Origin of the sequence: Massilia sp. S19_KUP03_FR1 (genome assembly GCF_036688685.1) — a bacterium.
Lineage (GTDB): Bacteria > Pseudomonadota > Gammaproteobacteria > Burkholderiales > Burkholderiaceae_D > JALYUM01.
Genome location: NZ_JAQQPS010000013.1, coordinates 1 through 11,969 on the forward strand (window position 1 = coordinate 1; position 11,969 = coordinate 11,969).

Annotated in this window: 11 protein-coding genes and 1 tRNA gene; 8 read left to right on the plus strand and 4 right to left on the minus strand. The window is 59.5% G+C overall.

Annotation, left to right across the window (positions count from 1 at the left end):
* The first annotated feature begins 871 nt into the window (after positions 1-871).
* The 8 genes from V6M87_RS27270 to V6M87_RS15305 all read left to right on the plus strand — a co-directional run bounded on the left by V6M87_RS27270 (position 872) and on the right by V6M87_RS15305 (position 8,360).
* Positions 872-1,879, plus strand: coding sequence for a DUF6396 domain-containing protein (locus V6M87_RS27270; protein WP_442920601.1), 1,008 nt, complete (start codon positions 872-874; stop codon positions 1,877-1,879).
* Positions 1,880-2,428: 549 nt separating this feature from the next.
* Positions 2,429-2,683 carry a PAAR domain-containing protein gene (locus tag V6M87_RS15275; protein ID WP_332877504.1) on the plus strand — a complete coding sequence of 85 codons (255 nt, stop codon included), beginning with the start codon at positions 2,429-2,431 and terminating at the stop codon, positions 2,681-2,683.
* Positions 2,684-2,748: 65 nt separating this feature from the next.
* Positions 2,749-3,849 carry a glycosyltransferase gene (locus tag V6M87_RS15280; protein ID WP_332877505.1) on the plus strand — a complete coding sequence of 367 codons (1,101 nt, stop codon included), beginning with the start codon at positions 2,749-2,751 and terminating at the stop codon, positions 3,847-3,849.
* Positions 3,850-3,886: 37 nt separating this feature from the next.
* Positions 3,887-4,924: a hypothetical protein gene (locus tag V6M87_RS15285; RefSeq protein WP_332877506.1), complete on the plus strand. Its 1,038-nt coding sequence runs from the start codon at positions 3,887-3,889 to the stop codon at positions 4,922-4,924.
* Complete coding sequence (locus V6M87_RS15290; protein WP_332877507.1) at positions 4,855-5,676, plus strand: hypothetical protein; 822 nt, start codon at positions 4,855-4,857, stop codon at positions 5,674-5,676. The genes V6M87_RS15285 and V6M87_RS15290 overlap by 70 nt, the downstream gene beginning before the upstream one ends.
* The gene (locus V6M87_RS15295) at positions 5,673-6,782 is read left to right on the plus strand and encodes a hypothetical protein (protein WP_332877508.1); all 1,110 of its coding nucleotides are present in this window, start codon (positions 5,673-5,675) and stop codon (positions 6,780-6,782) included. Before V6M87_RS15290 ends, V6M87_RS15295 begins: the two co-directional genes overlap by 4 nt.
* Positions 6,779-7,420: a phosphatase PAP2 family protein gene (locus V6M87_RS15300; RefSeq protein ID WP_332877509.1), complete on the plus strand. Its 642-nt coding sequence runs from the start codon at positions 6,779-6,781 to the stop codon at positions 7,418-7,420. The genes V6M87_RS15295 and V6M87_RS15300 overlap by 4 nt, the downstream gene beginning before the upstream one ends.
* Positions 7,407-8,360, plus strand: coding sequence for a fatty acid desaturase family protein (locus V6M87_RS15305; RefSeq protein ID WP_332877510.1), 954 nt, complete (start codon positions 7,407-7,409; stop codon positions 8,358-8,360). The genes V6M87_RS15300 and V6M87_RS15305 overlap by 14 nt, the downstream gene beginning before the upstream one ends.
* A gap of 248 nt (positions 8,361-8,608) precedes the next feature.
* Here the strand turns inward: V6M87_RS15305 and V6M87_RS15310 are convergent.
* The 4 genes from V6M87_RS15310 to V6M87_RS15325 form a co-directional block, all read right to left on the minus strand.
* Positions 8,609-8,698, minus strand: a tRNA-Ser gene (locus V6M87_RS15310).
* Between the two features lie 177 nt (positions 8,699-8,875).
* A complete protein-coding gene (gene serS, locus V6M87_RS15315; protein ID WP_332877511.1) occupies positions 8,876-10,174 on the minus strand; it encodes a serine--tRNA ligase in 1,299 nt (432 codons plus the stop codon).
* Positions 10,175-10,278: 104 nt separating this feature from the next.
* The gene (locus V6M87_RS15320) at positions 10,279-10,488 is read right to left on the minus strand and encodes a hypothetical protein (protein ID WP_332877512.1); all 210 of its coding nucleotides are present in this window, start codon (positions 10,486-10,488) and stop codon (positions 10,279-10,281) included.
* Positions 10,489-10,658: 170 nt separating this feature from the next.
* Positions 10,659-11,963, minus strand: coding sequence for a replication-associated recombination protein A (locus V6M87_RS15325; protein ID WP_332877513.1), 1,305 nt, complete (start codon positions 11,961-11,963; stop codon positions 10,659-10,661).
* Positions 11,964-11,969 lie beyond the last annotated feature (6 nt).

An 11,969-nucleotide genomic window follows, 5' to 3' on the forward strand; every position in this document is an offset into this window, starting at 1 on the left:
CCAGGCACTGAAAAACTGGCACGATAAAAAGCCAGAATTATTCGTTAAACGCGTCTATAACCAAGCGGGTCTTGACAATTAGCAACGGAGGCGAAGGAACGCCAGGTCAAATTGCCAATACTTTTGACTATTGGACAAGTCTAATGAAAAATAATAACCAAATAAAGAAGGTTGGAAAAGAGGCCACGCTAGGCTTTATTTTCTCCCTTGCCGACGATCGAAAATCGACGGTACGTCAAGGATGAGCATGAAAAAACCTTTAGCGATAATTTTATTCAATCCATTCGCTCGGTTATTAACATTCTCACTTGTACTTTACTTATCGGGATGCAATATGAAAACCGCCCCTAACAACAATGTAGGCCGAAATGAAGAATTGCCGCTCTTTGATCCACATACACCAACCTTTACATGCATGCCGGAAAAGATTTTTGCTTTGGACGCGGAAGCAGACAGATGGTTTCAGCAGGCTCGGGAACTGGAAAGTGCGCAGATATTCGTGGACGACCGCGACTACAACAAAATTGTCGCGCTTACTCGCCAGTCTGCTGAACGCAACCATTGGAAAGCGATGCTGAATCTGGCTAGCTTGTATCTTGAAGGGAAGGATAAAAATCATGGCGTAGAAGATGCGGTTCAACTGGTCGAGAACGCAATGAAAATCGGCATTCCGAACGCTTATGATCGCATGGGGACTTACTACATGAATGGCACGGGTGTGAATGCGGATGCCACGCGGGCATACGCATTTTGGCAACGCGCCGCACAAATGGGAAGTCCGGAAGCTTTAACTTTCCTCGGTGAAAAACTGCAGTATAGAGAAGACCAGCCCAACGCAGCAGGATGGGCGAATATTGCGGTTGGAATACAGATGCTGGAGTGCGCATACTCCAAAGGTGACAGAAACGCTGCTTTTGAATTGGGCCTTATATATAGCATACCCGCCGGAGGCGCTGCTACAAAAACTGATCTTTCCCGTGCGCTAAATGTTTTACACGAAGGCGTGAAACTTGGATGCCAGAAATGTGCCGCAAGATTATGGATCGAATTTTCTCACCCACTTAACCCATTGAAAAAAATAGCGCCGTTTCTCGACGAGGCCCGTACAGAACGCTACAGAATATTAAGTCGCGCTCTCGACTTCGACCCTGAGCGACGTTTCCCGAATCTCGACAAGATTATCCCATTGCCACCCGCCGACCTCCCCCCCTGGAACGGCGATCGCGACACCCTGCTCGACGCCGCACGCGGCGTCAGCCATCCGCCATCCGCGCCCCGCTCACCGACCACCTCTTCGGAACGCAAGGGACGCTTTTTCCTGGCTCCCGAATATCGCCTGATGCCGACTGACGACATCACTGATGATGCGACAGCACCATTCACCGGCTACTGGCAACCCGTCATTGAAGAAAACAAGCCCTACCAGGACAGCGCGGGCAAAACAATCGGGCCAGGACTGTATCAAGTCGGCGAGCGTTTCGAGCGCGTAGATAAGCGGCGTCAAACCAGGGCCACCGATGGTGGTCCTGGTTTGCAGTGGCGCAATTGGCGCACTGTACGGCACGATCAGGGAACAATTTCTCCTCCGGTCGACAGCAAACGTACGCGTCTTGTCGCGCCGCCTGCGAAACCCACGGCGTGCGCCGCCAGCGAGCGTTGTCCGGTCACTGGCATCTGGCAACCCTGGGTGCACGCCGAGCATCCTGAGCAAAACACGATCAACCAGTATTGGCGGCAAACCTGGGTCGTTGCGGGCCAGTGCTTCCCGAATCCCCAGCTGGCGTGGATGCTCGATGTGCCGGCCACGGACATTACCTGGCACCTGATGGACTGCGTGGGGGTCGACATCGCCATGGCAACATGGTCGGCTACGTCATGAGACTGAACTCCGTGACCGACTATTGGGACACGGAAGCGCACCACTACGAAGAACCGCGCCGGGAACGGCATCTTGCCAGCCTCGCATTAGGCTTGTACGCAACAGGCGATGCATTTGACCTGCTGCCTTGTCCCACTACGGTGAGCACTTACGGAACGATACGCAATGTCGTACGGGAACGCATGCTCACCATACCGTCTGACCACTCCGCCGTTGCACCGCGGGCTGCGGGCTGCGGTCCGACTGTCGCGCGAAGTCGTGCCGCTGGAACCGCGCTTGTCATGCGATCCCAAAGAACCAGGTCCTGTGACCGGCACTTGGCAACCGTGGCTGTCGGTCGATCACCCTCTGCGGCACGCCGTCAATCAGCCATGGCGCCAGGCATGGATAACGTCGGGCCAGTCCTTCCCCGATCCGAGGTCCGAATGGCTGTTGTCGCTGGATAAATGTGAATTGTCGTGGCACTTGCTCGACGATGCATCGCCCAATTTGGTGTAACACCGTCGCCAGGAATGTCCCCTAAAACCCAGCAATTGAGAGGCCATAAAAATGAAGCATGAAGGACGTGCAGTCGTTCGGCTGAACGACAAGACCGACCACGGCGGAACGGTCATCTCTGCCTCATCCGGCACGCGGGTCATGGGACGCGATGCCGCACTTGCGGGCGATATGACGTTCTGCCCCAAATGCAAGGGCAACTTTCCGATCAAGCCCGATGGGGCCGGCGCCCGACATAACGGACGCGCCTACGCCTACGCCAACGACAGCACCGCATGCGGAGCAAAACTGATTGGCTCACTCTGAATAGTTGACCTGCCGCCAGCCAGGAGAGAACGCCCTCACCAGCCACAGGAAAAAGCCTGCTTCACATGAGCGAAATAACTTTATTGAATTCATTCGACGAAGGGGAATTGCAGATGCGCACAAGAGAAAAAGCGACTGACAACATCGACCGGGTCGCAGCAAAAACAGCCTTGATAATGGAAACCAATAATCTGCGTGGCGGGAGTGATGCCGGCCAGGCGCTGGCCAGCCTCAAACGACTGGTAACCCGTCTCGGCATGCAGACATTGGCGCCGCAGTGTTTGGCGCAGTGGATCATCACGCACGACGGCCTGGAACAGGAGGCTTGCACAGAGATCACGAAACTTGCAGGCCGGCCAGTCGACTTCGTCGCCATCGATCCTCAAGACAGCTACTACGACGCCAAAAATCTCGGCTTCGACCGGGTAGATCCGCTGCGTTGCGATTACGTGGCATTCTGCGATGCAGACTGCACCCCCGCCGCAGACTGGCTGGCGCAGCTCCTGTTGCCGTTTGCCGAAGCCGCGCCAAGCGCACCCGTCGCCGTTGCAGGCCGCACAAGCTATTCAGCAAGCGTCCTGGGCGTGGCCCTGACGTCCATCGACTTCATGTATTTTCCGGGAACGTTGCGGACTGGCGCGACATGTAACTTCTATGCGAACAATGTCGCCTTTCGTCGCGAGGTGTTCGACGCGTACCGCTATCAGGCGCTCCCCGGCGTCTACCGCGCCCATTGCCAGGTGATGGGAATGCGGCTTCAGGCTGCCGGCATCGGTATCCACTTCGCAGCGCGTGCGCATACCGAACATCGGCTTCCCGACACGCGGCGGGAACTGTTCAAACTACGCTGGATGCGCGGCGAAGACAGCGTCAGCCTCACGCCTTACCTGGTGCGCACATGCCTGCCTGGCGCACTCCAATGGCTGGCGCGCAGCGGCCCGATCGGTCCCCTGTGCGTGATGGCCGCGCGCCTCTTCTACAGCGTGCGGGCACTGAACCGGCAAGACTTGCCGCCCCTGCGCGGCTTACAGCGTCCAGCGGCAGCGGCCGTGCTGCTCGCCATGTCGTCAATCGATACATTCGGCGCTATCACCCGCGCGCTTGTCGCCCTGGCGCAGCCGCCGGCAGACCGCAAGCTCGAAGCACTGTCCTACCACCGCCAATAACCCTGTTTGCTCAACCCATGAAAGTCGAGTCTCCACCATGAAAACAAATCAACTTGGCATACTGGCCTCGCGCCTTGCACTTGCTGCTCTGATGCTCCATGGCGTGACCGTCGGCGCTGCGCCGGTCGAATTCGCCGGGCGCGGTGTGTTTCATTTCACCTCCGCCAGCGGGTGTCCGCCAGGCGGTCTCGATACGACGCATACAGAATGCAACCGCATTGCAATTGACCGGCCTGACACGCGGGTCGGGGTCAATGCGGAGAATCACACGATTGTCTTCTCGACCGGCGCCACGCAGGAAAAAGAGGCAGTGGTCGGCGACGTGCTCATTCACGGAAGCGGTGTGTCCGAAGAGGGCCAGCGGGTGCCGTTGAGCCTGCACGTCTTGCTGCGGCGCGCAGGAAAAAAATGGGATGTGGATAGCTACATCCACGCACCGGTGCGAGGAAATTTTTCGAGCGTGTCCATCGATCCCTATCAGATCGTCGCACGGGAAGGCGCGCAGACGCGCGTGCTGCTGACGCCGGAGCGTGCACATAAAATGTTTGCAGATCCATCGCTGAGAAAGCGCCTTGCGCGGGCGTTCGTGTCGGTTCGTTCCACCAGCGCCGTCAATGCGGCAAACGACAATATTACGGTTGCGCTCGGGTTGGGCAAGTTCTCGACATCGGTGCTCCGGGCTGGTTTCACATCGAGCAATCCTGCATCAGCCGGCGACCTTGCGCGCACTTTCAACAACGGCAATTGGGCGATCGAACTTGAAGCACTGAGCGACCGCATTCCACGCTGGGTGGTGCAGCGCGAACTGTTCCTGTTCGGACTCGATGCGCACCCTGCTCTGCAAACACTGCGCGAAGTTGGCTTCAAGGACCACGACAAGCTGACATTCGGTGCACGCGACGGCAAAGGCTACCTGCGTCTGAATGACCAGGAAGCGCCATTTGACGGCGCAGCCGCATCCGGTCACGCATTCATGCAAGAGAGCTTCATGGGCATGATTCTGGCGTGGCAGCGCACCCTGGCAGGCCAGGCTACTGCGGCTTCTTCCGCGGCGCCGAAACCACCACGGTCATGAGTGTCACGCCTTGCAGCGGGCCAGCGTCAGCGGCGCATGACAGTCTGGCCAATCCCGCCTTCACGCGGTCCGAAGCACGTGGCTTCACCGCCTTGCAGGCCAGGCTGGTCGACCGCATCAAGCGTGCAGCCATTCGTCATCTGCATGCCAGTGCAAGCGGCGAACGGTTGTTGCTACGCATGTACCTCGATGCCGAGGAGGCCTCCCTGGGGATCCTGCGCGAGCAACTGCGCCAGAAGCCGCCGGGCTGGCTGGCGCGCCAGATCAGGCAGCATCTGGCCGAAGAACAAATCCACACGACGCTATTCGGCGCCGCCCTGGACGCCAAGGGAGGCCGCTCTCGCTCCGCCCTGACGCCGCCAGGGCTGAGCCGCCGCAAGCTGGCACGCTGGCATCAACTGGCAAATCAACACGCACATTGCTTCGCACACGGCGCCCTGGTGCCAGCGTATGCAACGACAATGTGCGCCGAGCAGATGGCTGCGCGCATCCTGCACCGTCACTGCGAAACGATTGGCTCCGCACACGCACTGCACGCGCTGTTTGCCACGATACTGGCAGATGAAAATCGGCACGTGCGCCTCTGTGCGCATACCCTGCAGCGACTGGTCGCGCCGCACGAGATGGCAAGCCTTGCTACCCTGCTTGCCGAGGTCCGGAAAATCGAGGCGGCCTTCGGTATCAGCGGCGCGCTGGCCTTGTATGTCGCCGGCCTGATTGGGCGCGCCTGGCCCGACGGGGGTGCCAGATGACACCGCGTATCGTGTACCTTGCAACGGCGGACGCGCGCGGCCATTTGATGCGGGCGCAGTTACTGGTGCATGCGTTGCGCCAGGCAGGTGCGCAGGTGGATGTGATAACCACCTCGGATGCGGGCCAGCGCTTCCTGGCAGGTTTCGGCATCGAGGCCAGCATCCTGTCGCATCACTACGCAATGCAATTCGACACGCGCCAGAACATGCTGCGTGGCGCATCGAATCGCAACGTTCTGCATTACATGGTGCATCCAGCCAGGATGCTGCGCGATCTCCTGCGCCTGCGGCGCACCCTGCGTGGCAAGGATATTCTGGTCAACGACTCATTTCATCCTGCCGCGCTGTTCATGGGAATCCTGCCGGTCGCGCGCCGCAAGGTCGTGCACGTGTATGGAGGAAGCCTGCGGGAAGCAGTGCTCGGCAATTTTGACGGTACCAAACGACGCCTGTTCAGTCATCTGTTCAGGCATGTCGTTGGCTGGCAAATCGATGCAGCGCGGGCGCGCCTCGAGCACGATTTCAGCTATGCCATCAGCGATCACGCAAAGGGACGCGACTGTTCTCTCCCGACGCCCGTGCAGGTTGCCGGACCGCCGCCTGCCGACGGTTTGAACAGTGCTGCGATCTATCTCAACCCCCATTTCAGCGATACCAATCTGGCGCATGCGCTGTGCGAGGGAATCGCCGATGCGGGCCTGGCTGCGTATTGCGTCGGCGAAGGATACGCCGGCAACGACGGTTGGGTTGGTGTCGATCCGAACTGGGCCAGCCGAGCCGCACATGCCGAAGTGATCGTGTCCGCGCCGGGAATGGCGGCGCTCTCGATCGCTGTCGTGTACGGCCGCCCTATCATACTGGTGCTCACCGAACAGCCCGAGCAGGCCAGCAATGCCAAGCGCGCGACGGCGTTGGGTATTGCCCACCAGACCGTGACCTGGCGCGGTGAGGCGCATGATTTCCGCTGCCAGGTCCGGCAGGCTGCCAGCACGCTGCGACGTATGGTGCCGGCACCGACCGCAGTATCCTCGGGGCGGCTACAGGCGCAAGCGCGTGTCGATGCGTGGACCGTGCGCCTGCTGGCACTGTGCGGGGTGCAAACATGATGTATTCAATCGTGAAATTTCGCGCCCTGCTGGCGGAGCGCAGGCACAACCGACAGGCCGGGAGCGCATTCATGGGCATGCTGGTGGGGCTGGCAATTTTTGTGATCGTTCAACGCACGGTCGTGCCGCGGTACAGCTTTGTCACACCGGCTGATCTGGCCATTCCGTTCATGCCGCTGACATGGGCAATTTACGTCCTGTTTTTCCCATTCGTCATTGCAGTGTCGGCCTACGCGCATGAACAGGCATTCGACACGTTCAAAGTCGCCGTCGTCGTGGCGTTCATGGTGAGCATCGGATGCTTTCAGCTATTCCCCGAAATCGTTCCGCGTCCCGACCCGACATCCATCGCCAATAGCTTTCTACGCCAGCGGATCACGCGCTTGTGGGAAGTCGACCTGCCGTCAAATGGTCTGCCCAGCCTGCACGTCAGCGTCACTTGCCTGGTTTGCCGGATGGCCTGGCTGACCCGCTATCGATGGTTGATCGGCACAACCGGTTCGCTGATTTGCCTGTCCACCCTCACTCTCAAGCAGCACACCCTGGTCGATGTGGTCGCCGGTTTGCTGCTGGCAGGACTGTGCGCGATCGTCGCCGAAAAATGGCAACAGGCAGAGGTGTCACATGGTCGCGCATAAAGCAAGTGGCGGCAGCAACGCAGGTTTGCTCGGGTTCATCCCGGACGCCGGACTGTTTCGCATCCAGCCATGGCGCGCGATGACTGCCCTGGCGGCAGATTGGTGCCTGATAGCCGCGGCATTCGCAAGCGCTATACTGTGGCCCTATCCGATTACCTACCTGGCGGCGGCGGTGATCGTCGCACGTACTCAGCTGGCGTTGGCGGTCGTGATGCACGAAAGTGCGCATGGCACTTTGTTACCATCGCAATGGCTGAACGATGCCGTCGGCCAGGCTTGCGCGGCCGGGCCTTTGTGCCTGTCACTCAAGACGTATCGTGCAGGACACGTGCAACATCATCTTCTGCCTATGCGCAGTGACGATCCCGTGGCGGTCGTGTTCGACATTATCGACTATCCAATTTCGCGCCGCAGGCTGGTTTTCCGGCTGCTCGGTGCTGTACTCGGCATTGCCTATCTTGTCAGCGCATTCAAGTTCATGCGCGGCGACTATCGCGGGATCATGCCCGGTGTACCCAAATCGCGCAGCGCCAAGGTTTGGGAAGTTGGCACGATGTTGACCAGCAATGGCTTGCTCCTCGCTGTGCTTGCGCTGTGCGGACATGCCTGGTTGTACCTGGCCCTCTGGACGCTTCCATCGGTGACCTTGCTGCCGCTCTTTGGTCGCATCAGGGCCATCATGGAACACGCCGGGCTGACAGAAGGCGACGACCAAAGCCGCAATGCCAGGACGATTATTCGCCCGTCATGGCAAACGTTTCTGTTCGGCCCGCACGCCATTCACTACCATATTGAGCACCATCTTTTTGTCCGCATGCCCTTCTACAATCTGGGCAAGGTGCATCAACGACTGCGTGCCGATGGATTGCTCCCGCCTGCGAATTTGTACGCGGGGTATGGGGGTGTTTTACGGGATGTCAGTTTGCCTGATTCAAAATAAACGGGTGGTAGCTGCACTGCTCGGTGATTTGTTGCGTGGCTTGCTTGGGTAAAGCCTGATCAGAGGTACGAACGCGCGCCCACGGCGCGCGGGCTGTGCGCATGGCGCACAGCAGATGGGCGATTCGGAGAGGGCTGGGCGTAGTACGCCCAGCCCTTCGAATCCCACGCGGGGGCCACGCAGGTGGCCCCCTCCTCTCCGCCGCCAGCAAAAAAAAAGCCACCCGAGGGTGGCTTTTTTTCTGCTTCTGGCGGAGAGGGTGGGATTCGAACCCACGGTACGATTTAACGTACGCCTGATTTCGAGTCAGGTACATTCGACCACTCTGCCACCTCTCCGGTGTTCTGTGTTCGCACTCGGCCGCTACTCTGGCACAAGGGTGGTCTCGAATTCTGCTGCAGGGCTTGTATTTCTTGTGCCCCGCTGCAAGAGAACAAAATTATAGCGGCTCGCATGTAAAAACGGAAGAGCTAATCTGTAAAGATACGCAAATTTTTATGCGTACCAGATCGGCATTACGCCGAGGCAGGCGTCAGCGTCGTCAAACCACCCATGTACGGACGCAACACTTCCGGGATCGTCACACTGCCGTCAGCATGCTGATAGTTCTCCAGCACCGCCACCAGCGTGCGTCCCACGGCAAGACCCGAGCCGTTGAGCGTGTGCACCAGTTCCGGTTTGCCGGCCGGATTGCGGAAGCGCGCCTGCATGCGGCGCGACTGGAACGCTTCGCAGTTCGACAATGACGAAATCTCACGGTAGGTGTTTTGCGCCGGGAGCCACACTTCCAGGTCGTAGGTCTTGGTGGCGCCAAAACCCATGTCGCCGGTGCACAATGCCATCACGCGGTACGGCAAGCCCAGCCCCTGCAGGATCGCTTCGGCGTGGCCGACCATCTGCTCGAGCGCGTCATACGATGTGTCGGGATGCACCACCTGCACCATCTCGACTTTATCGAACTGGTGCTGACGGATCATGCCGCGCGTGTCGCGGCCGTAGCTGCCGGCTTCCGAGCGGAAGCATGGGGTGTGCGCCGTCATTTTGACCGGCAGGCTTTCCAGCGGAAGGATCTCGGCGCGCACGATATTTGTCAGCGTGACTTCCGACGTCGGGATCAGGTAGAAGGTCTCGCCCTCGCCCTCGACGCCGCCTTTTTTTACCGAGAATAAATCGGCTTCAAACTTCGGCAACTGGCCGGTGCCGCGCAGCGAATCGGCGTTGACCATATACGGCGTGTAGCACTCGGTGTAGCCGTGCTGGTCGGTGTGCGTGTTGAGCATGTACTGGGCCAGCGCGCGGTGCAGACGGGCGATGCCGCCCTTCATGACCGAGAAGCGCGTGCCCGTCAATTTGGTGGCCACTTCGAAATCCAGGCCCAGCGGGCCGCCGATGTCGACGTGGTCCTTGACTTCGAAATCGAAGCTTGGGGGCGTGCCGCTCTTGCGCACTTCGACGTTGCCCGATTCGTCGGTACCGACCGGCACCGATGGATGCGGCAGGTTCGGGACCGATTCGAGGAAGGTCGCGATTTTTTCTTGTACCGCACTCAAGGCGGTTTCGTTGGTTTTGAGCTCGTCGCCCAGGCCAGCCACTTCCGCCATCACGGCGCTGGTGTCTTCGCCTTTGCCCTTGAGCATGCCGATCTGTTTCGACAGCGCGTTGCGCTTGCTTTGCAGCTCTTCGGTACGCATTTGGATCGCTTTGCGTTCGGCTTCGATGGCGTTGAAACCTGCCACGTCGAGCTGGAACTTGCGGGTCGCGAGGCGCTCTGCGACGTTGGCGATGTCCTTGCGGAGGAGTTGGATGTCTATCATATTGTCGGGGCCAGCGCTGAATGTATAAAGCGCAATTGTACCAAGCCGACTATCGATCAATGCGAGTTTTAGCGGTCATCCTTACCGCCCTCACAACCTGGGAATTAACCCAGGTTGGCGCGCTCTGCAGCAGTCAGCCGGTGGCCGACCACGATAACGGTCGGAATGGCTGGTGCGGCGACGGCGACCGCTTTGGTGGTGGCAGCCATCATTGGCGCCGGTGCGACGATGGTTTCAGCGGAGGCGTAGCTGCCAAAGATGCCGACAGCAGCAGCGACGAGGAACAGGCCTTCGATGTTTTTACGAACTTTCATGATGTTTCTCCAGTGGGTTTCAAGGGTGCCAAGTCGTCTTGGCATGGTTGAACTTTACCCACCGGACCCGCATGACGCCATCGACTTGCGACGAAGTGCACAAAACCGGCCCTGGATTGCAAGAAATGCGGAATGGATCAATCTTGCAGGAGCTTTAGCCGCAATAAGGCTCAGTTAGCACTGGCGTCGGCGTCCAGGCTGCGCAGCCACGCCAGCTTTTCGGCGATTTTGACCTCGATCCCGCGCGGTACCGGCTCGTACCAGCCGGGTTCTTCCATACCCTCTGGTAAATAGGTTTCGCCAGCGGCGTAAGCATTCGGCTCGTCGTGCGCGTAGCGGTATTCGTGGCCATAGCCGAGCTCTTTCATGAGCTTGGTTGGCGCATTGCGCAAGTGCACCGGCACCTCGCGCGACTTGTCTTTTTTGACGAAGGCGACGGCGCGGTTGTAGGCGTTGTAGCCGGCATTGCTCTTCGCTGCCATGGCCAGGTAGATGACGGCCTGGCCGAGCGCCAGCTCCCCTTCCGGCGACCCCAGCCGCTCATACGTCGCGGCCGCATCGTTGGCGATCTGGATCGCGCGCGGGTCGGCGATGCCGATGTCTTCCCAGGCCATGCGCACGATGCGGCGCAGCATGTACTGCGGGTCGGCGCCGCCGTCGAGCATGCGGCACAGCCAGTACAGCGCCGCGTCCGGATGCGAGCCGCGCACGGATTTGTGCAGGGCCGAAATCTGGTCATAGAAATTGTCACCGCCCTTGTCGAAGCGGCGCGAATTCAGGGTCAACGCATTGTCGACGAATTCGCCGGTGATGCGCGTGAGGCCCGACGTCTCGGCCGATGTCTTGGTCTGCTCGAGCAGATTGAGGAAGCGGCGCGCATCGCCGTCGGCGTACCCGATCAGCGTGGCAATGGCGACGTCGTCGAATTGCAGGTGCTGCAGCACGCGCTCCTGGGCACGCTTGAGCAACAACAGCAGTTCGGCGTCGGTCAAGGCTTTCAACACGTACACCTGCGCGCGCGACAGCAGCGCCGAGTTGACTTCGAAGGAAGGATTCTCGGTGGTCGCGCCGATCAGCGTCACCAGCCCCGATTCAACGAAGGGCAGCAAGGCATCCTGCTGCGATTTGTTAAACCTGTGAATCTCGTCGATGAAGAGAATCGTGTGCTTGCCACTGGCCAGGTGGTGCTCGGCCTGCTCGATCGATGCGCGGATATCCTTGACGCCCGACAGCACCGCCGACAGCGCGATGAATTCGCAGTCGAAGGCGTTGGCCGTCAGGCGCGCCAGCGTGGTCTTGCCGACGCCGGGCGGGCCCCAAAGAATCATGGAATGCGGCTTGCCGGATTTGAACACCAGGTTCAGCGGCTTGCCGGCACCGAGCAGGTGGCTCTGGCCGATCACTTCATCAATGGTGCGCGGACGCAGCGCTTCGGCCAGCGGCGCAGCCGGCTCGTTCTTGAACAGGTCATCCATGGCTTG

Bases quoted from the DNA above. Each gene is read 5' to 3' on its own strand.
- V6M87_RS15320 (WP_332877512.1), bottom strand. From the start codon at position 10,488: ATGAAAGTTCGTAAAAACATCGAAGGCCTGTTCCTCGTCGCTGCTGCT.
- V6M87_RS15300 (WP_332877509.1), top strand. From the start codon at position 6,779: ATGATGTATTCAATCGTGAAATTTCGCGCCCTGCTGGCGGAGCGCAGG.
- V6M87_RS15295 (WP_332877508.1), top strand. From the start codon at position 5,673: ATGACACCGCGTATCGTGTACCTTGCAACGGCGGACGCGCGCGGCCAT.
- serS (WP_332877511.1), bottom strand. From the start codon at position 10,174: ATGATAGACATCCAACTCCTCCGCAAGGACATCGCCAACGTCGCAGAG.
- V6M87_RS15305 (WP_332877510.1), top strand. From the start codon at position 7,407: ATGGTCGCGCATAAAGCAAGTGGCGGCAGCAACGCAGGTTTGCTCGGG.
- V6M87_RS15285 (WP_332877506.1), top strand. From the start codon at position 3,887: ATGAAAACAAATCAACTTGGCATACTGGCCTCGCGCCTTGCACTTGCT.
- V6M87_RS15325 (WP_332877513.1), bottom strand. From the start codon at position 11,963: ATGGATGACCTGTTCAAGAACGAGCCGGCTGCGCCGCTGGCCGAAGCG.
- V6M87_RS27270 (WP_442920601.1), top strand. From the start codon at position 872: ATGCTGGAGTGCGCATACTCCAAAGGTGACAGAAACGCTGCTTTTGAA.
- V6M87_RS15280 (WP_332877505.1), top strand. From the start codon at position 2,749: ATGAGCGAAATAACTTTATTGAATTCATTCGACGAAGGGGAATTGCAG.
- V6M87_RS15275 (WP_332877504.1), top strand. From the start codon at position 2,429: ATGAAGCATGAAGGACGTGCAGTCGTTCGGCTGAACGACAAGACCGAC.